Genomic DNA, 19369 nt, shown 5'->3' with positions numbered 1-19369 from the left:
GCCTCCCCCCGCGCCGCCCGCCTGCAGCGGCAGTGCCGCCTGCCGAGGCGCGCCTCGCTTCGGCACGCGAGCCCTTGCCGGCCATGGCGGCGTCAGCGGCGCCAGCGGGGCCGATGAGCGTGGACGCGTGGTTCGCGCAGCGCGGCTGGAGCGTGTTCCCGTTCCAGCGCGAGGTGTGGCGCGCCGCGCTGGCCGGCGAATCGGGCCTGCTGCACGCCACCACCGGCTCCGGCAAAACCTATGCCGTCTGGTTCGCCGCCTTGCAGCGCGCCACCGCCACCGCAAGACCGCAAGCGCGCCGCAAAGCCGGCCTGCGGGTGCTGTGGATCACTCCCATGCGCGCCCTGGCGGCCGACACATTGCGCGCCCTGCAATCGTCCGCCGCCGACCTGGCTCCCGGCTGGGAAATCGACGCCCGCACCGGCGACACCAGCTCCAGCCAGCGCGCGCGCCAGGCCAAGCGCCTGCCGGACGCCCTGGTCACCACGCCGGAAAGCCTGTCCCTCATGCTCAGCAAGCCGGACGCCAGCGAACAGTTCGCGCTGCTGGACATGGTGGTAGTCGACGAGTGGCACGAACTGATGGGCAACAAGCGCGGCGTGCAGGCCCAGCTCGCGCTAGCGCGCCTGCGGCAATGGAATCCCGGCCTGCTGGTATGGGGCCTGTCGGCCACCCTGGGCAACCTGCACCGCGCCAGGGACGTGCTGCTCGGCGAGGGCAGGGGGGCCATCGTCGAAGGCCATATCCGCAAGGACCTCGTCATCGACACCCTGATCCCCGACCATCCCTCGCGCTTCCCCTGGGCCGGCCATCTCGGCATCCAGATGCTGCAACCGGTGATCGCCGAGATCGAGCAGCACGCTACCACCCTGGTGTTCACCAACACCCGCTCGCAATCGGAGCTCTGGTACCAGAACCTGCTGGACGCCCGCCCCGACTGGGCCGGACTGATCGCGCTGCATCACGGCTCGCTGGACCGCGAAGTGCGCGAATGGGTGGAGCAGGGCCTGAAGAGCGGCGCGCTGAAAGCCGTCGTGTGCACTTCCAGCCTGGACCTCGGCGTCGATTTCCTGCCGGTGGAGCGCGTGCTGCAGATCGGCAGTGCCAAAGGCGTGGCGCGCCTGCTGCAGCGCGCCGGCCGCTCCGGGCACGCACCGGGGCGCGCCTCGCGCGTCACGCTGGTGCCCACGCACAGCCTGGAACTGCTGGAAGCGGCCGGCGCCAGGCAGGCCGTGGCCGAACGCCACATCGAATCGCGCAACGCGCCGGACAAGCCGCTGGACGTGCTGGTGCAGCATCTGGTCACCGTGGCGGCGGGCGGCGGCTTCCGCTCCGAAGACCTGCTGGCCGAGGTGCGCAGCGCCTGGTCCTACCGCGCGTTGACGGAAGAGGAATGGGCGTGGGCGCTGGACTTCGTGGCGCGCGGCGGCCAGAGCCTGACGGTCTATCCCGAATACCGGCGCGTGCTGCAGGACGAGGACGGCGTCTACCGCGTGCCCGATGCGGCCATCGCGCGCCGCCACCGCATGGGCATCGGCACCATTGTTTCCGAGACCAGCATCCAGGTGAAATTCATGAGCGGCGGCCGCATCGGCACGGTGGAGGAATCGTTCATCTCGCGCTTGCACAAGGGCGACCACTTCCTGTTCGGCGGGCGCATCCTCGAATTCGTGCGGGTGCACGAAATGACGGCCTACGTGAAGCGCGCCACCGGCGGCAAAGGCGCCGTGCCGCGCTGGCAGGGCGGCAAGATGCCGCTGTCGTCCGAGCTGGCGCACGCGGTGCTGGAGCGCATGCGGCGCGCCACGCAGGGCCATTTCGACGGACCGGAGATGCAGGCCGTGCGGCCGCTGCTGGAAGTGCAGCAGCGCTGGTCGGCCTTGCCGACACCGGAGCGCACCGTGGTGGAAAGCATGCACAGCCGCGAAGGGCAGCATCTGTTCATGTATCCGTTCGCCGGCCGCGCCGTGCACATCGGCCTGGCCTCGCTGCTGGCGTGGCGCATGGCGCGGCTGCAGCCGGTCACGTTCTCCATCGCCGTCAACGACTACGGCTTCGAATTGCTGGCGGCCGATGGCGCAGGCGCCCCGGACTGGCAGGCCGTGTTCGGCGCCGCCGAGGGCAGCGACACGCCGCTGTTCACCACCGAGCACCTGCTGGAAGACGTGCTGGCCAGCCTGAACGCCACCGAGCTGTCGCAGCGCCGCTTCCGCGAAATCGCGCGCATTGCCGGCCTGGTGTTCCAGGGCTATCCCGGCCAGCCGAAAAGCGCGCGCCAGCTGCAGGCGTCGTCCTCGCTGTTCTTCGAAGTATTCCGCAAGCATGACGCCCGCAACCTGCTGCTGACGCAGGCGCAGCGCGAAGTGCTGGAGCAGGAGCTGGAACTGCAGCGGCTGCGCGAGACCTTGCAGGAGCTGCAGGCGCGCAGCGTGTCCTTCCACGCGGTGCAGCGCGCCACGCCGCTGGGCTTTGCGCTGATGGTCGAGCGCTTCCGCGAGAAGCTCACCACCGAGAAACTGTCCGACCGCGTGGCGCGCATGCTGCGCGAGCTGGAAAAGGCGGCCGGGCCGTGAGCGCGGCAGACAAGGCCTGCGCCATCGATCTGGCCGGCGAACGGGTACTGCTGCTGCCGGAGAAGGCGCTGTACTGGCCGCGCCTGCGCGTGCTGGCCGTGGCCGATATCCATTTCGGCAAGGCGGCTTCCTTCCGCGCGCTGGGCGTGCCGGTCCCGCGCGGCACCACGGCGGAAAACCTGGCGCTGCTGGACCTGCTGCTGGCGGCGCACGACGTCGCGCACATCGTCTTCCTGGGCGACTTCCTGCACGCCAAAGCAGCGCATGCGCCCGCCACGCTGGCCGCGCTGGCGCAATGGCGGCTGCGACATCCCGCGCTGCGGCTGACGCTGGTGCGCGGCAACCACGACCTGCGCGCCGGCGACCCGCCGCCGGAACTGGGCCTCGAACTGGCCAACGAGCCATACTTGCTGGCCCCGTTCGCGTTCTGCCACCACCCCGAGTTGCAGGCGGCCGGCTACGTCCTGGCCGGCCACGTGCACCCGGTCTTCCATCTGGCGGCAAGGCGCGATGCGCTGCGCCTGCCCTGCTTCCTGGTTGGCGGGCAACGCGCCATCCTGCCGTCGTTTGGCGCCTTTACCGGCGGCCACGCGGTACGGCCCGCCGCCGGCGAGCGCTTGTTCCTGGTGGCCGGCGACATGGTGCTGGCGCACGCAAAATTGACCCTCGGAAGGTAAGAAAAACTCAGTCACGAAATGCGGGACAGTTCCTACAGGTCCTGCTGCATGCGTCCTATGGGCGGTCCCAGGTCCTTGCACTACCATGAGTTTCCCTATCCATTATCAAGGAGACATATCATGGCTTCATCGAACCAAGGCAAGGATCAGGACAACAAAGGCTCCCAAGGCAGCAACCAGGGCAGCAAGCAAAGCAGCTCGCAATCGAGCAAGCAAAGCGGCGACACCAGCAACCGCGGCTTCGCTTCGATGGACCCGGAGCGCCAGCGTGAAATCGCAGCCGAAGGCGGCCGCGCCGCACATGAGAAAGGCACGGCCCACGAGTTCACTTCGGAAGAGGCGCGCCGCGCCGGCAGCATGAGCCACAAGAACGACCAGAGCAGCCAAAGCAGCTCGGGCAGCTCCGGCTCGCGCAGCGGTAGTGGTGGCGGTAACGAAGGTAGCAACCAGGGCGGCGGCTCGCGCGGCGGCTCTGGCGGCTCCGGCGGCAACCGCTAAGCCTCACGCTCCAGATTCAAGAATTACCTGATCCATACTTAGCCCTGCCTGGCACCGGTTCACCGGCGCCAGGCAGTTCTTTTTTGGGCGATGTAACTGCCGTGCAAAGGAACATATCGTAATGTAACAACTTTGCTACCGAGATTGACTCCGCAAATGATAATCATTATCATTCTCAGTCTCTAATGTCCCTGTCAAGAAAGCATATCAGTGAGCGCACCTTCCAACGCCGGCCGAGCCTTGTGGCTGAAGAACCTGCACCAATGGCATTGGATCAGTTCCGCGCTATGCCTGCTGGGCATGTTTTTGTTCAGCATTACCGGCATCACCCTGAACCACGCCTCGCAGATCGAAGCCAAGCCCAGCGTGGTGCGCAAGCAAGCCGCCGCGCCCGCCGCGCTGACGGCGGAACTGAAGAAGTTCGCCGAAGCGCACGACGGCGCCAAGGCCCCGCTGCCCGACACGGCCGAACGCTGGCTGCGCGCGACCTGGTCCGTCAAGGCGGGCGGGCGCAGCGCCGAATGGTCGGCGGACGAGGTCTACCTGCCGCTGCCGAAAGCGGGCGGCGACGCCTGGGTGCGCATCGGCCTGGAAGACGGGGCCGCCGAATACGAAAATACCGACCGCGGCTGGGTGTCCTGGCTGAACGACGTCCACAAGGGCCGCAACACCGGCACGGCCTGGAACTGGTTCATCGACATCTTCGCCGGCGCCTGCCTGGTGTTCTGCATCACCGGCCTGCTGATCCTCAAATTCCACGCCGCGAACCGGCCGTTCACCTGGCCCATGGTCGGGCTGGGCATCCTGATTCCCTTTGTCATCGCACTGCTGTTCATCCATTAAGAAGGCAACCCATGAAATTACGCTACTCCATCGCTGCCGCCATCCCCCTGCTCAGCGCCCAGGCCATGGCAGCCGACCTGGCGCTCAAGCTGGAAATTCCGCAACTGAACGTGGCGGAATACCACCGCCCCTACATCGCGGCCTGGCTGGAAAACGCGGACCAGAAAGTGGTGGCCAACCTGGCTGTGCTGTACGACACCAAGAAAAAGGACAACGCCGGCACCAAGTGGCTCAAGGACATGCGCCAGTGGTGGCGCAAGAGCGGGCGCGACCTAGCCATGCCGATGGACGGCGTGAGCGGCGCGACCAAGGCGCCGGGCGAACACACGCTGAGCTTCCCGCTGGCCAAGGACGGCCTGGACAAGCTGCCGGCCGGCCAGTACAACCTGCTGGTGGAAGTGGCGCGCGAAGCGGGCGGGCGCGAAGTGGTGAAAGTGCCGCTGACCTGGCCGCTGAAAGGCGCGCAGGTGGCCACCGCCAAGGGCAAGGAAGAAGTCGGCGCCGTTGCCGTTCAACTCAAATAACAAGAGAGCGCTCCATGAAAACAAGCAAACTGCTGCTGGCCGCCGCGCTGGCCGGCCTGGCCCTGAACGCCGCCGCCCACAAGCCGTGGCTGCTGCCGTCGTCCTCCGTGGTGGACGCGAAGGAACCGTGGGTGACGGTGGACGCCGCCATCTCCGAAGGCCTGTTCGACATCGACCACCAGCCGCTGAAGCTGGACGCCATCGTGGTCACCGGCCCGGACGGCGCCCGGGTGGACCTGCAGAACGCGAGCACCGGCCGCCTGCGCAGCACCTTCGATGTCAAGATGAACAAGCCGGGCACCTACAAGATCGCGCTGGTGCAGCAAAACGTCATGGGCAGCTACAAGCTGAACGGCGAGATGAAGCGCTTCCGCGGCACCGAGGAAACGCTGGCCAAGGACGTCCCGGCCGACGCCCAGGAAGTGAAGCTGACCCGCACCGCCAGCCGCCTGGAAACCTTCGTGTCCGCTAACGAAACCGACATGGCCGTCTTCAAGCCCACCGGCGTGGGCCTGGAGCTGGTGCCGGTGACGCACCCGAACGACCTGCGCGCCGGCGAGAAGGCCACCTGGCGCTTCCTGCTGGACGGCAAACCGGCCGCCAACCAGGCCTTCAGCCTGATCCCGGGCGGCGTGAAATACCGCGGCACCCTGGGCGAAGTGCGCCACACCACCGACGCCAAGGGCGAAATCACCTTCACGCTGCCGGAAGCGAATATGTACCTGGTCAGCGCCAGCTGGCCCGCCGCCGCCGCCCCGGCCCCCGGCCAGCCGCCGCAAATGCCGCCGCGCCGCGCCACCTACAGCGCCACCGTCGAAGTGCTGCCGCAGTAAGCCGCCAAGCCGCCTGCCCCCAAGCGGCCTGAGCCGCATTCGGGGTCAGACCCCGAATGCGGCTCAGGCCGCTTATGACCTATGACCTTGTGGCGGCTGCGGGCTGCCGTTTTCCTATGCGCCGTATTTTGTTGCCGCACCAGATCGCCGATCTTGCTCCGCTTGCGGGGAGCGCCGTTCATCGCTTCGGCGGCTTGAGCATGGGGACCAGCTGGTCGGTGCTGGTGGCGGCGCCTGCGGTGCCGCCGGGCTTGCAGGCGCTGCTGCAGCGGCAGCTCGATAGCGTGGTGGGGGAGATGAGCCACTGGGAGCCCGATTCGGACCTGGGGCGCTACAACCGCGCCGCGCCGGGCAGCTGGCAGCAGCTGCTGCCGGCCTTTTTCGATGTGCTGTCGTTTGCCATGGAGGTGGCGCGTCTGTCCGGCGGCGCGTACGACCCGTGCGCGGGCGCCATCGTCAACGCATGGGGCTTCGGTCCGGGCGGCGGGCATGACCAGCCGGGCTTTGCGGCGCCCACTGCGGCGCGCGTTGCCGAACTGCGCGCGCAGCGGGCCGGGCAGCAGGTGCTGCTGGAGGCTGGCCAAGCGCAGGCAGCGGCGCAGCGCGGGATGCAGGACGGCGGGCCGCGCGCGGGCGGCGGACGGGCGTACCAGCCGGGCGGGGTGCAGCTCGATTTGTCGGCCGTGGCCAAGGGCTATGGCGTGGACCGCCTGGCGCATTGCCTGATGGCGCAGGGCTTGCCGCACTTCCTGGTGGAGGTGGGCGGCGAACTGCGCGGCGCCGGCATGAAGCCGGATGGACAGCCGTGGTGGGTAGTGCTGGAGCCGCCGCCTGTGGAGGCCTCTGACGCCGCCGCGCCGGGCGAGATCGCGCTGGCGCTGCACGGCTTGTCGGTGGCCACGTCCGGCGACTACCGGCGTTACTTCCTGCGCGACGGCACGCGCTATGCGCACACCATTGATCCGCGCAGCGCCGCGCCGATCGACAACGGGCTGGCCTCGGTCACCGTGGTGCATCCGCACTGCATGGCGGCCGACGCCTGGTCCACCGCGCTCACCGTGCTGGGCGTGCAGCAGGGCATGGCGCTGGCCGAGCGGCAGGGCCTGGCCGCGCGCTTCGTGCTGCGCGGCGCCGCCGGCGGCTACACGGAACACCTCAGCAGCCCGATGCGGGCCATGCTGGACGATGATGTGAACTGAACATGATATTGACCAACGATCCTCTGCGCCTGGCCCTGACGGCGGCCTGTTTCATCAGTTACGCCCTGGTTTGCCTGGCGCCGTGGCTGCGCCAGCGCCGCAAGCGCCTGGCGCACGCGGCCGGCGACGCGGCGGCCGCGCTGGCACCGGGCTGGATCGTCGCTTACGCCAGCCAGACCGGCAACGCCGAGGAGCTGGCCGGGCAGACCGCCGAAACGCTGCGCCTGGCCGGCATCCCGGTGCGGCTGTGCGAGCTGTCCGGCCTGAAGGAGAAGGACTTGGCGGGCGCCGAACGCATCCTGTTCCTGGTCAGCACTTACGGCGAGGGCGATGCGCCCGACTCGGCTGCCGCCTTCGCCAGCCGCATCATGACGCGCAAGCTGCCGCTGGGCCAGCTGCACTACGCGGTGCTGGCGCTGGGCGACATGTCCTACGTCAACTACTGCGGCTTCGGCCGCGCGCTGGACCAGTGGCTGCGGGAGCAGGGCGCCAGCAGCCTGTTCGAGCGCGTGGAGGTGAACTGCAATGCGGCGCCGGCCATTGCCGCGTGGCGCCAGCAACTGAGCCACCTGGCCGGCACCAGCGACGCGCCGGACTGGGGGGCGCCGGCTTTCGATGGCTGGCGCCTGGCGGCGCGCCGCCAGCTCAACCCCGGCAGCGCCGGGGCGCCCATTTTCCATATCGAACTCGAACCGTTGAGCGGCGCACTGCCGGAGTGGCAGTCCGGCGACCTGGTGCAGGTAGCGGCGCCGTCCGACCCGTCGCGCGCGCGCGAATATTCGATCGCCTCGGTGCCGTCGGATGGCCGGGTGCACCTGCTGGTGCGCTTGCACCTGCATGCGGACGGCAGCCACGGCCACGCCTCGGGCTGGCTGTGCGTGCAGGCCAGGCCGGGCGAGACGGTGCAGCTGCGCGTGCGCCAGCACCGCCGCTTCCGCCTGGAAGGCAATGCCGGTCGGCCGCTGATCCTGATCGGCAACGGCAGCGGCATCGCCGGCTTGCGCGGCCACCTGCGCGCGCGCGCCGTGTCCGGCCAGGCGCGCAACTGGCTGCTGTTCGGTGAGCGCCAGCTGGCCCATGACTTCCATTACCGCGAAGAAATTGTAGCTTGGCAAGCCGCCGGCCAGCTGCCGGCGCTGGACCTGGCCTGGTCGCGCGACGGCGGCCCGCAGCGCTATGTGCAGGACTTGCTGCCGGCGCGGGCCGAACAGCTGCGCGCCTGGCTGGCGGACGGCGCTGCCATCTACGTGTGCGGCAGCCTGGAGGGCATGGCGGCCGGTGTGGACCATGCGCTGGCCACGCTGCTGGGCCGGTCCGCACTGGCGCAGCTGGCAGTGGAAGGACGCTACCGGCGCGACGTCTACTGACGTGATCTCATGCTAACGTTGCGAAAATAAGACAACTTGCGCGTATTTTCGTCAAATTGGCGGAACTTAATTTGGTCCGACCACAAGCAACCTGAATTATCTCCAATTCTCACACTTTTTGTAACTTTTTGGCAATCTTGCTATCATCTTTGCCATGACGTTCATGACAGTTGCATTACATAATCAGGTCTTCCGAGGGCAAGGCGGTTAACTATTTGTAAAAATTGCGTGCGTTTCGCGCGTATCCCTTGCGTTGATCCACGATGACAGGAGTAGTGCATGGTTTTGAAAGAGAAGATAGGCGTGCGTTCGGTACGCTGGGCATTTGCGGTCATGGCGGGTGCCGCCACGCTGGGCGGCAATGCCGTTGCTCAAGAGCAGATCCAGAAGGTGGAAATCACCGGTTCGGCCATTAAGCGCATCGCCGTGGAAGGCGCACTGCCAGTGCAACGCCTGTCGCAGGAACAGATCGCCAAGTCGGGCGCTGCCACCGTGGCCGACCTGATCCAGGCCCTGCCCTCCATGCAAGGCTTCACCATCGACGCCATCGCAGCCGGCACCAACTCCGGCGGCCGCGTGTCCGCATCCATCCACGATATCGGCGAAAGCTACACCCTGGTGCTGCTGAACGGCCGCCGCATCGCGCCGCAAGGCTCGGGCAGCGCCATCAACCTGAACGCCATCCCGATGGGTGCGGTTGAGCGCGTGGAAATCCTGACCGACGGCGCTTCGGCCCTGTACGGCTCGGACGCCATCGCCGGCGTGATCAACTTCATCCTGAAGAAAAACCTGAAGGGCGGCTCGATCGAAGCCACCTACAGCCAGCCGGGCGACAGCAGCCCAGGCTCGCAGTCCAACGTCAGCGCCACCTACGGTTTCGGCGACCTGGAGAAGGACCGTTTCAACGTGATGGCCTCGTTCCGCCATGACGAGCGCAAGCAGGTCAAGGCGCTGGACCGTGACTTTGCCAACACCGCGTACGTGAAGTTTGCCAACAATGGTCAAAACTACATCTACGACCGCACCAGCCCGGCAGCCATTCCTGCCAATGTGTCGGCCACCTTCAATGCGGCCGGCAGCCAGCCGATCGGCTTCAATCCGTACCAGAAGAAAAACGGCACTTGCGCGCCGATGAACCAGCTGGCGCTGAGCAACACCGCGCTGGTGCAGAACTGCGGCTTCGACTTTGTGCAGACCATCGAGATCGTGCCGGAAAACAAGCGCGACAGCTTCTTCGGCAAAGCCACCTTCAAGGCCACCGACGACCTGACCCTGTTCGCCGAAGCGGCCTACTCGCGCCTGGACCTGACCGCCCGCATCGCGCCTAACACCGCCTCCGTGTCGATCGCCAAGAACTCGCCGCTGTACAACAGCTACGTCAAGCCTTACCTGACCGCCGCGCAGGATGCGGACGTCAAGGCAGTGACCGCCAGCTACCGCACCTACGACTGGGGCACCCGCGACAGCCAGACCATCACCGATTCGAAGAACCTGGTGCTGGGCGCGGAAGGCGAATTCGGCGCCTGGACCTTCGGTTCCGGCCTGACCTGGTCGCAGAACGCGATCGACGAGCGCTATGTGGGCGGCTACGTGAAGAACACGGAGTTCCGCGACATGCTGGCCAAGAACCTGTTCAATCCCTTCCTGGGCATCGGCGAACAGACCGACTCCACCAAGCAACTGATCGCCAACTCGGTCTACAAGGGTTCGATCCGCGACGCGTCCACCACGCTGAAAGGCATCGACGCGCGCGCTTCGCGCGAGCTGTTCGCGCTGCCGGGTGGCCCGTCCGCCATCGCGCTGGGCGGCGACTACCGCACCTACCACTACGTGCAGACCCCGCACGCCACCAGCTCGGACATCTTCGGCTTCAGCGCTTCGCCGGCCTACGACCTGGAACGCGCCAACTACGGCGTGTTTGCCGAACTGAGCGCACCGGTGCACAAGACCGTCGAGCTGAGCGCCGCGGCCCGCTACGATACCTTCGACGCGGTCAAGAACGCGATCGCCAAGCGCGACATGGGTTCCAAAGAATCGTCCAGCACCTACAAGGTGTCGGCACGCTGGCAGCCTACCCAGACCTTCCTGGCGCGCGGCTCCTACGGCACCGGCTTCAAGGCGCCTAGCATGCTGGACATCGGCCAGCCGCTGGTGTCGGCCGGCTTCACCTCCTCGTCGTGGGATTGCCCGGCCAACCTGAAGGCCGAGAACGCCGACTATTGCCAGGTAGGCAAGCGCCAGTACAACGTGGTGTCGGGCGGTAACGAGAACCTGAAGCCGGAGAAATCCAAGCAGTTCACCGTAGGCTTCCGCTTCGAGCCGACTTCGTCGTTCTCGGTGCAGGCCGACCTGTGGGACGTGAAGATCCGCGACGCGGTGTCGAGCGTGAGCGAAGCGCAGATCTTTGCCGATCCGGTCAAGTTCCGCAATCTGTTCACCACCTTCGTCGATCCAGGCAACAACCAGACCTACTGGGCCAAGAAGACGCTGTCGATCAACATCGGCCAGACCCACAACCAGGGTATCGACTGGGAGACCACCTACCGTCACCGCTTCGCGATCGGCAACCTGACCACCGTGCTGAACGGCACCTACCTGATCAAGTCGGACTACACCCGTCCAGGTACGGATAACGACTGGGTCAACAGCATGAACTTCTTCGGCATCAACGATGCCGTGTCGTTCCGCCACATCATCCGCCTGGCCACCACGCTGGACACCGGCGCGTTCTCGAACACGCTGACGGCCAACTACCGCAACGGCTACACCGACGCGGAAGCGGAAAGCCGCAACGTGGCGACCAACAAGCTGGAGAAGTTCCGCATGGAAGTGCCGTCGCACCTGACGTTCGACTGGCAGGGCAAGTGGCAAGTGAACAAGCAGATCGGTCTGCGCGCCGGCATCAAGAACATCGCCGACCGCAACCCGCCGTTCTCGCTGCGCGCCTCGTCGGGCCACCAGGTTGGTTTCGACCCGCGCTATGCTGATCCGCTGGGCCGCACCTTCTACATGACCGGCAACTACAGCTTCTAATGGAAGAGCCTGGCCGCGCTGCGGCCAGTGCAAGCCAAGCCCCGCCCGGTGCCAACCGGCGGGGCTAATGAGATGGTCACCCTCCACCCTATAAGTTACTAAGCTTATAGGGTGTTTCATTTCCAGAGGAGATCATCATGGAATCCGTTACCCTCATCGGCATCGACCTTGGCAAACACAACTTTCACGTCCACGGTCAGGACCGGCAAGGCAAAGCGCTGCTGCGCAAGAAGTTCAGCCGCAAGCAACTGATCGAGTTCCTTGCCAATTTTCATCCGTGCACGATTGTCATGGAAGCCTGCGCGGGAGCACATTTCATGGCCCGGCAATTGGCCCGCTTCGGCCATGAGCCCAAGCTGATCTCGCCGCAGTTTGTGCGCCCCTTCGTCAAAAGCAACAAGAACGATTTCATCGACGCGGAGGCAATCTGCGAAGCGGCCAGCCGCCCAGCGATGCGTTTCGTCACACCAAAAAATGAATCCCAGCAAATGCTCTCAGCGCTGCACCGCGTGCGCGAATCGCTGGTGCGCGACAGGGTCAAGGCAAGTAACCAGATCCACGCCTTCCTGCTGGAGTTCGGCATCAGCCTGCCGGTTGGCCACGCAGCGATAAGCGGTTGCCTTCCGTGCTGGCGGAAGAACACCTGCCTGCACGGCTGATGAGGGTGCTGGAGCGGCTGCAAGTCCACTTCAAGTACCTCGATGAACAGAGTGCCGACATCGAGACAGAATTGAATCGTCAACTGGCCGAGGACGATCTGGGCCAGAGGCTCATGACGGTGCCCGGTATCGGACCGATCACGGCCAGCGTCCTCGCGGCTGAAGTCGGCGACGGCAAGCACTACCGCTGCGGTCGGGATTTTGCCGCCGCCGTCGGGCTGGTGCCGCGCCAGTACAGCACTGGCGGCAGAAACAATCTGCTCGGCATCAGCAAGCGCGGCGACAAAGGCTTACGGCGCCTGCTGGTGCAATGCGCCCGGGCTTATATGCAGCGCCTGGAGCGGCAGCGGGGACGGCTGGCGGAATGGGTGCGCTCCATGCTCACACGGCGCCATTCCAACGTGGTGGCCTGTGCCTTGGCGAACAAACTGGCACGTACCGCATGGGCCATCGCTGCCCATCACACGGAATTTGAAATGACAGAGGCCGTCATCGCGAAATGACGGCCTCCCTGGCTCACTTTTTAACGTACACCTACCTGGTTTTGCGACTGCTGACATTGGATGACGTGAACGGCACAACAGCCTGACGGATACCCTGGAATAAAAACCGGCTTGGCAAGGCCGAGGGGCTTTTAAGGACCGACAGGCGCGACTCTCATCGTGGCGCGGGGGTACGCATCCCCAATCAGACGCCGGATAGATTTAAGCAAGCCTACCTACATCATACAAAATCAGCTTGCAAAAAGGAGGGTGACCATAGATTTCTTTGCCCGCCGATCGACGGAGATGCGGACGTTTGCAGTTTTTTCCTTCCGGTTGGCAAAAGGAGTAACCTCCAGGCTGTTGTATTTTTGTATAAATGTAACTGGAAGTCCGTTGCAAATAAGCATCAACGAATGGCGCGCAACGCGCATATGTTTATGAGAACTTTGCTTTTGATGGCACAAAATACGGAATTTTTCGAGCTATTGAAATAAAGTTTCCCAATCCCGGCTTTTGGCGACTTTCGTACGGGAAGCGCGTATTTTTTCTTTCGTTTTGAAAAAAAACGCGCCCCGCAAATTTATTGTCTGTTCATTGACTTTCTTTAGGTCAAATGTTCAGATCGTCCCTTCGAAAAAACATTGAGTCTTTCGAAACAAGCCGTCGGCACAGATGGCAACCGGCATGCAAGCGCCGGCATAGTTCCATCCCCCCACTACAGCGGAGAAACTTTTGAACAATAAATTGGTCCTGAAGCAAAGCGTGATCGCTATTGCCCTGGCGCTGGGCAGCACCCAGTTCGCCATCGCTCAGCAAGCTGCTGAAGCCCCTGTCGCGAAAGTGTTCGTGACCGGTTCGAACATCAAGCGTTCCGACAAGGAAGGCTCCTCGCCGGTGCAAACCGTGTCTGCCAAGCAGATCGCGGCCACCGGCGCCAACACCGTGGCCGAACTGCTGCACTCGATCCCGGCCTTCGGCTCGGGCTCCTCGGTCGACGTGACCGACGGCGGTTTCTCGCGCGGCGCGGCCACCGCCTCGCTGCGCGGCCTGGGCTCGTCCTCGACCCTGGTGCTGCTGAACGGCCGCCGTATCGCGTCGTCCGCCTACGCCGACCCGAACCAGGGCAAATCGGCCGTGTACGACTTGAATTCGATCCCGCTGTCGGCTATCGACCGCGTTGAGATCTTCAAGGATGGCGCCTCGGCCGTGTACGGCTCCGACGCGATCGCGGGCGTGATCAACTTCATCACCAAGACCGATTTCACCGGCGGCGAAGTGTCGGCCAGCGTGTTCTCCAACGGCGACGGCGAATTCGGCCGCAAGACCATCAACGGCGTGATCGGCTTCGGCGACCTGGAGAAGGACCGCTTCAACGGCTTCATCTCCTTCGACCTGGCCAAGCGCGACGCGACCAAGATCGCCGACGCCACCGGCGGCATCGACCAGGCTGCCTACGCCTACATCCAGGGCCGCCTCAACCCGTATTCGAGCTCGCTGACCGATCAGCCGTTCTACTACCGTGAACGCACCCCGAACGGCCGCAATTTCGCCACCACCTACGCGCTGCGCGCCGACGTGATCAACCGCACCAATTGCGATCCGTCGCAGCAGCTGGTGGGCAGCATCGCCGACCACAACCTGACCGCGACCAGCGTGCTGGTGGGCCGCACTTTCTGTAACTTCAACCTGAACGACTTCAACGAAGTCCAGAGCGCCGGCAAGGATGCCAACATCCTGTCGCGCGGCACCTTCAAGGTCAGCGAAGCGGTCACCGCGTTTGCCGAGGCGTCGTACTCGCGCACCGAGCGCACCTACGCCGGTCCTCCGCGCACCGTGTCGAGCACCGCGTCGGTCACCGTATTCTCGGCCGACGGCAAAGCCGCGTCCCAGTTCCAGCCTATCCTGCCAATCGGCCACCCGGACAATCCGTTCACCGCAGCCAACGGCTTCACGCCGTCGCGCGCGGCCGTGGGCTTCCGCATGATGGGTCACCCAGGCGGTACCGAAAACATCAATGAATCGTACCGCGCGCTGGCCGGCCTGAAGGGCACCACCGGCATCTTCGACTGGGAAACCGGCCTGCTGTGGAACCGCAGCGAGCGTACCGAGCATTACTTCAACATGCTGTACCGCCCGGTCGTCGAGCGCCTGGTGACCGAAAACCGCACCATCGCCCAGACCATTGCCGATCCTAACTCGACCCGCAACCTGGAAAACAACGGCTTCTCGCAGGTCACGCAACTGGATGCCAAAGCGTCGACCACGCTGGGCAAGCTGCCTGGCGGCGACATCGGCCTGGCCTTCGGCGGCGAAATCCGCCAGGAAAAAATCGGCCTGACGCCGGACAAGGAAACCCAGGCAGGCAACATCGTCGGCCTGGCCAACTCGCTGGCGGACGGCCAGCGCAACGTGAAGTCCGCCTTCATCGAACTGCGCACGCCGTTCTTGAAGAACTTCGAGATGGACTTCGCCGGCCGCTACGACAAGTATCCAAGCGAATCGAGCTTCGTACCTAAAGTCGGCAGCAAGTGGACCGTGAGCGAGCAGATCGCCCTGCGCGGTTCCTACGCGCGCGGCTTCCGCGCTCCGGCGCTGACCCAGGTGTCGCCAGGCGGCGTGCAGTCCTTCCAGACCGTGACCGACACGGTGCGCTGCCCGGACGGCGTGCACCCGCTGGGCAACGCTACCACCGCCGATTGCGCGAAGAGCATTTCCAGCCTGTCGGCAGCCAATCCGCAGCTGAAGCCTGAAAAGTCGAAGTCCGCTTCGCTGGGCCTGATCCTGCAGCCGACCAAGAACCTGGACGTGCTGGTCGACTTCTACCATATCAAGCTGCGCGACGAGACCGTTCTGCTGAGCGCGCAAGGCGTGGTTGACCATCCTAGCCAGTACCCAGGCGCGACCGTGGTGCGCGACACCAGCGCCGCCAACCAGCTGGTACTGGAAAACGGTACCGTGGTGCCGAATTCCGGTCCTATCCTGCAGGTGAACCGTTCCTACATCAACCAGGGCAGCACCGAAGTCGGCGGCGTGGATCTGGAAGTTACCCTGCGCAACTCGCTGGGCGACTGGGGCCGCCTGAGCAGCACCCTGAACTGGAGCTACCTGAACACCTACAAGCGCGCCATGCTGCCTGGCGACACCGCGCATAACACCGCCGGTTCGAATGGCGGCCTGTCGGACTGGGCGATTACGGCTGGCGACAACCCGCGCAACCGCGCGTCGTTCTCGACCAACTGGACCTACGGCGTGCATAGCCTGACCGGCCTGATCGATTTCGTCGACCACGTGTCGCTGCTGCGCCGCTACGACAATGCCGACGTGTATGCAGTGCCGTACTGCCACTACGGCGTGGGCCAGCCGTCCTCCGCTTACCAGCTGGGCGGCCTGCCGAAATACACCAGCTCGAACTGCGAAGTGGCTAGCTGGACCACCTTCGGCGTGAACTACTCGTACTCCGGTATCAAGAACCTGACCCTGTCCCTGAACATCAAGAACCTCCTGGACAAGCAGGCTCCGTACGATCCACGCTACGGCACCGCCACGCAGTTTGAAGGCTACAACACCCAGCTGCACAACGGCATGGGCCGTACCTTCCGCGTCACCGCGAAGTACGCCTTCAAGTAATCCTGTCCGCAGGAACTTAAAACCCCCGCCGGTGCGAGCCGGCGGGGGTTTTTTTATGCAAGGTCGGCTTCTGCCAGCCCGCGCGCCAGGCTGGAGGCGCTGGGGTTGTCGATGAACACGCAGCGCTTGCCGGTGCGCTTGCAGAAGTCCTTCACGCGCCAGTAGGCGCTGTGGCTGATGCAGCCGGTCTGGCAGATCACCAGGTCGGCGGCGGCCAGGCTGGCTTCGAGCTTGTTGGCGCTGTCTTCCAGGCCGCCGTCGTGGTGTGCGAACTGCGCGCCCACGCGCTCGATCAGCGCGCGGTAGGTGGCCACGTTGCCGGTGCGGCCGCCCACGCACAGGATGCTGCGGTCGGCCAGGCGTGCGGGCATGCGGATCACGTGTTCCGTCACGCCGGCCTCGCCGCCGGGCAGTGCGACGCTGCCGCCCGCGTGCTGGCTGCCATGGGCTGCTGGAGGCGCCTGCCCGGCCTGCGCAGGCTGGACCGGCTGGACAGGCAGCGTCGCCAAAGCGGCCTGCGCGCGCGCCAGTTCCTGCTTCAGTTCGGCCACCTGGTTGCGCAGCGTGCGCTCGCGCTCGTCCACCTGGCTCAGGCGCTGCGCCAGGCGGTCGCGCGTGTCCAGGCCGGGGATGGAAGCGCGCAGCTGTTCGAGTTCGTGGCGCAGCGAGTCGGCCAGGCTGTCGCGGCCCACCAGCTGGGCGCGCAGCTGCATCAGCTGGCTGGCGTGCTGGTCGAGTTCGGCGTTGCGCTCCAGCTGCATGGCGGCGTTGCGCTGCTGCAGCCGCGCCAGTTCGCGCGTCATGCGCGAGTTTTCCTCCAGCACCGCGTGGAAGCGCGTGATGTCTGCGCGCGCGCAGGCGCCGGCCTGGTGCTGCACCATGTGCAGGTCGCGGCACATCTGTTCTTCCAGCTCGGGCGTGCAGCGCGCGTGCGTCAGGCCGGCCCAGAAGGCGCCGGCCACGTCGCCGTTGGCCACGGCGGCGCGCCACAGGGCCGCCACGGCCCCGCTATCCTTGGCGCTCTTGAAGCGCAGCAGCACGCCGGCGTAGCGCCGCTCCAGTTCTTTCTGCAGCGCTTCGGACAGGCGGTTGCGCGTGCCGCACTCGGTCACCACGCCCACGTGCACTTCGTAGTCGTCCGCCACCACGGTGCCGCCGGTGACCTTGCCCACCAGCTTGCGCAGCGCGGCCAGCGGCATGCCCACCCCCACCAGCGGGCAGTGGCAGGCGTGGCCCAGTTCCCACAGGCGGCGCCGGCGCGAGGCGTGCGCGGCCGGCCTGGCCAGATGTTGATCGCACATGGCCCCGCCTCACGCCGCCTGTTCGCCGCTGCGCGTGCGGGCCATCAGGCGTTCCAGGAAGTTGTGCTTTGCCGGCGCCGGCATGGCGCGCTCGACGACGCCGGCCCATTGCTCGGACAGCTGCTGGCAGGTGGCGCTGAGCACCGGCGCCAGTTCCGGCAGGCTGGCCAGCGCCTTCAGGTGGCGCTCGATGACGGAGGCCAGCTTCAGGCAGGCGCCGCTCTCGCCGGCGTTGGCCGTGTAGTGCGACATCAGGTGCAGCACCGCCGACAGCATCAGCTCGGGGCGCTGGCCGCTGTGGTGGGTGGTCAGGAAGATTGGATCGGTACGGTCGATGATAGCCATCAGGCACTCCTCGCAAGGTCAGGGTGGCTGGCTACCGCGCGCTGCGGATGGCTGGCGGGGAAAGAATGGGGCAGGCGGTCAGGCGGTCAGGATCAGCTTGCCAAGCTGGGTGATGCGCAGGCGGTAGATTTTATTGCCGTGTTCGATTTCGACTTCGCGCTGATCCTGCATCAGGCCGGCACTAGTCAGGCGGCGGATGGCGGGCGCGGGGCTGCGGGCTGGAGCGGGAAGGGCGGCGCCGGCCGGGGCCAGGCTGGATTTCTCTGCATGCATATTGGACACTCCATTAAATGAGAACGATTCGCATTTGCATTATTGTTCAAGGCTGCTTAATTTGCAAGAACAATTTGCATGGCGTGCGCGCATGAAAAAAGGCCCGCACGCGGCGGGCCAAACTGGGGTAATGCCTGGGGAAATCGTCAGACGGCGGCGTACAGCGGCTGGCTGGCCGGCGCGGCGGACAACGGGGCCGGGGCCGGGGCGGGCGCCGCCGCAGCCACGGCCTGCTTGGCGCGCGTGCCGGGCTGGCGGCCGCGCGCGCGCGACGGCGGCAGGCGGCGCAGGTTCTTCAGCGCTTCCGGGTCCTTGATGCCGATGGTGCGCTGGTCCACGCTGATCAGGCCGACTTCGTTGAAAGCCGACAGCGTGCGGCTGACCGTCTCCAGCGTCAGTCCCAGGTAGCTGCCGATTTCGTGGCGCGTCATGCGCAGGTTGAACAGCTTGCTGGAATAGCCCATCTGCGCGAAGCGGTCCGACAGCGCCACCAGGAAGCGCGCCACGCGGGCCTCGGCGCTCAGGGCGCCCAGCATGCCTATCATGGCCTGCTCGCGCACCAGTTCCCGGCTCATCACGCCGTACATCATGTTTTCCAGCTCGATATGCACGCGGCCCAGCGCGGCCAGCTTGCGGAAAGGCAGCAGGATCAGGTCGCAGTCCGACAGCGCCACCGCCTCGGACGAGTAATGGCGGGTGTGGATGCCGTCCACGCCCATCATGTCGCCCTTCATGGGGAAGCTGAGCACCTGTTCGTTGCCGAACTCGTCGATCAGGACGGTTTTCAGGAAACCCGAGTTGACGATGTACAGCATGTCAAAGGGCTGGCCTATGGTGTGGATGCGCTGGCCGGTCTTGAACTGCACGTGCTGGAACAGCAGTTCTTCCGAGTGGGCGATGTTGACTGGAGGGATGTGCAGCAGTTCGCAGACTTCCTTCAGGTTCGACCACAGCCGGCCCTGGCGCTGGCGCCCGGCTTCCAGGCCGGACGGTGGCACCGCCGGCGCGCCGGGGCGAAATTCGGTGCTTTGCGTAGACTGCATGCTTTTCTCCTTGTAGCAGTTATGACCATCTGGCAACTTCTGATGTGTGATTTCAGTATGCCAACATGGTCTTGCCATAGATATCAGCC

Annotated in this window: 14 protein-coding genes and 1 pseudogene; 11 read left to right on the top strand and 4 right to left on the bottom strand. The window is 65.4% G+C overall.

Going from position 1 to position 19369, the window contains the following annotated elements:
* Nucleotides 1-83 precede the first annotated feature (83 nt).
* The 11 genes and pseudogenes from ACFJI2_RS19350 (at nucleotide 84) to ACFJI2_RS19300 (ending at nucleotide 16318) form a co-directional block, all read left to right on the top strand.
* Nucleotides 84-2573 (top strand): ligase-associated DNA damage response DEXH box helicase, encoded by a 2490-nt coding sequence (locus ACFJI2_RS19350; protein WP_377705873.1) that lies wholly within the window; start codon nucleotides 84-86, stop codon nucleotides 2571-2573.
* The gene (gene pdeM / locus ACFJI2_RS19345) at nucleotides 2570-3250 is read left to right on the top strand and encodes a ligase-associated DNA damage response endonuclease PdeM (protein WP_377701466.1); all 681 of its coding nucleotides are present in this window, start codon (nucleotides 2570-2572) and stop codon (nucleotides 3248-3250) included. Before ACFJI2_RS19350 ends, pdeM begins: the two co-directional genes overlap by 4 nt.
* A 120-nt stretch (nucleotides 3251-3370) precedes the next feature.
* A complete protein-coding gene (locus tag ACFJI2_RS19340; protein WP_377701465.1) occupies nucleotides 3371-3748 on the top strand; it encodes a KGG domain-containing protein in 378 nt (125 codons plus the stop codon).
* A 204-nt stretch (nucleotides 3749-3952) separates the two neighbouring features.
* Nucleotides 3953-4591 (top strand): PepSY-associated TM helix domain-containing protein, encoded by a 639-nt coding sequence (locus ACFJI2_RS19335; RefSeq protein WP_377705872.1) that lies wholly within the window; start codon nucleotides 3953-3955, stop codon nucleotides 4589-4591.
* An 11-nt stretch (nucleotides 4592-4602) separates the two neighbouring features.
* Nucleotides 4603-5115: a DUF2271 domain-containing protein gene (locus ACFJI2_RS19330; RefSeq protein WP_107872495.1), complete on the top strand. Its 513-nt coding sequence runs from the start codon at nucleotides 4603-4605 to the stop codon at nucleotides 5113-5115.
* A gap of 14 nt (nucleotides 5116-5129) precedes the next feature.
* Nucleotides 5130-5948, top strand: coding sequence for a DUF4198 domain-containing protein (locus ACFJI2_RS19325; protein ID WP_377701464.1), 819 nt, complete (start codon nucleotides 5130-5132; stop codon nucleotides 5946-5948).
* Between the two features lie 116 nt (nucleotides 5949-6064).
* Nucleotides 6065-7147, top strand: coding sequence for an FAD:protein FMN transferase (locus ACFJI2_RS19320; protein ID WP_377701463.1), 1083 nt, complete (start codon nucleotides 6065-6067; stop codon nucleotides 7145-7147).
* Nucleotides 7148-7149: 2 nt separating this feature from the next.
* Entirely contained in the window at nucleotides 7150-8514 is a 1365-nt protein-coding gene (locus ACFJI2_RS19315; protein WP_377701462.1) for a sulfite reductase subunit alpha, read from the top strand.
* Between the two features lie 279 nt (nucleotides 8515-8793).
* Nucleotides 8794-11547, top strand: coding sequence for a TonB-dependent receptor (locus ACFJI2_RS19310; RefSeq protein WP_377701461.1), 2754 nt, complete (start codon nucleotides 8794-8796; stop codon nucleotides 11545-11547).
* Between the two features lie 137 nt (nucleotides 11548-11684).
* Nucleotides 11685-12613: pseudogene (locus tag ACFJI2_RS19305) on the top strand (IS110 family transposase); the annotation flags it as partial.
* Between the two features lie 810 nt (nucleotides 12614-13423).
* Entirely contained in the window at nucleotides 13424-16318 is a 2895-nt protein-coding gene (locus ACFJI2_RS19300; RefSeq protein WP_377701460.1) for a TonB-dependent receptor, read from the top strand.
* A gap of 53 nt (nucleotides 16319-16371) precedes the next feature.
* Here ACFJI2_RS19300 and ACFJI2_RS19295 read toward each other — a convergent pair whose 3' ends face one another.
* The 4 genes from ACFJI2_RS19295 to ACFJI2_RS19280 all read right to left on the bottom strand — a co-directional run bounded on the left by ACFJI2_RS19295 (nucleotide 16372) and on the right by ACFJI2_RS19280 (nucleotide 19280).
* Nucleotides 16372-17619, bottom strand: coding sequence for a DUF2325 domain-containing protein (locus ACFJI2_RS19295; protein WP_377701459.1), 1248 nt, complete (start codon nucleotides 17617-17619; stop codon nucleotides 16372-16374).
* A gap of 9 nt (nucleotides 17620-17628) precedes the next feature.
* Nucleotides 17629-17964, bottom strand: a complete 336-nt coding sequence (locus ACFJI2_RS19290) for a hypothetical protein (protein WP_377701458.1) — start codon at nucleotides 17962-17964, stop codon at nucleotides 17629-17631.
* Nucleotides 17965-18042: 78 nt separating this feature from the next.
* Nucleotides 18043-18237, bottom strand: coding sequence for a hemin uptake protein HemP (gene hemP / locus ACFJI2_RS19285; protein WP_377701457.1), 195 nt, complete (start codon nucleotides 18235-18237; stop codon nucleotides 18043-18045).
* 146 nt (nucleotides 18238-18383) lie between these two features.
* The gene (locus tag ACFJI2_RS19280; protein ID WP_377701456.1) at nucleotides 18384-19280 is read right to left on the bottom strand and encodes a Crp/Fnr family transcriptional regulator; all 897 of its coding nucleotides are present in this window, start codon (nucleotides 19278-19280) and stop codon (nucleotides 18384-18386) included.
* Nucleotides 19281-19369 lie beyond the last annotated feature (89 nt).

This window comes from Pseudoduganella sp. UC29_71 (assembly GCF_042693265.1).
Taxonomy (GTDB): domain Bacteria; phylum Pseudomonadota; class Gammaproteobacteria; order Burkholderiales; family Burkholderiaceae_D; genus Rugamonas.
This window is presented reverse-complemented; position numbering and strand designations above follow the sequence as displayed.

Excerpts from the sequence above, each read along its gene's own strand:
- ACFJI2_RS19350 (WP_377705873.1), top strand. The coding sequence starts at position 84 with ATGGCGGCGTCAGCGGCGCCAGCGGGGCCGATGAGCGTGGACGCGTGG.
- ACFJI2_RS19340 (WP_377701465.1), top strand. The coding sequence starts at position 3,371 with ATGGCTTCATCGAACCAAGGCAAGGATCAGGACAACAAAGGCTCCCAA.
- ACFJI2_RS19330 (WP_107872495.1), top strand. The coding sequence starts at position 4,603 with ATGAAATTACGCTACTCCATCGCTGCCGCCATCCCCCTGCTCAGCGCC.
- ACFJI2_RS19325 (WP_377701464.1), top strand. The coding sequence starts at position 5,130 with ATGAAAACAAGCAAACTGCTGCTGGCCGCCGCGCTGGCCGGCCTGGCC.
- ACFJI2_RS19320 (WP_377701463.1), top strand. The coding sequence starts at position 6,065 with ATGCGCCGTATTTTGTTGCCGCACCAGATCGCCGATCTTGCTCCGCTT.
- ACFJI2_RS19315 (WP_377701462.1), top strand. The coding sequence starts at position 7,150 with ATGATATTGACCAACGATCCTCTGCGCCTGGCCCTGACGGCGGCCTGT.
- ACFJI2_RS19310 (WP_377701461.1), top strand. The coding sequence starts at position 8,794 with ATGGTTTTGAAAGAGAAGATAGGCGTGCGTTCGGTACGCTGGGCATTT.
- ACFJI2_RS19295 (WP_377701459.1), bottom strand. The coding sequence starts at position 17,619 with ATGTGCGATCAACATCTGGCCAGGCCGGCCGCGCACGCCTCGCGCCGG.
- ACFJI2_RS19290 (WP_377701458.1), bottom strand. The coding sequence starts at position 17,964 with ATGGCTATCATCGACCGTACCGATCCAATCTTCCTGACCACCCACCAC.
- hemP (WP_377701457.1), bottom strand. The coding sequence starts at position 18,237 with ATGCATGCAGAGAAATCCAGCCTGGCCCCGGCCGGCGCCGCCCTTCCC.
- ACFJI2_RS19280 (WP_377701456.1), bottom strand. The coding sequence starts at position 19,280 with ATGCAGTCTACGCAAAGCACCGAATTTCGCCCCGGCGCGCCGGCGGTG.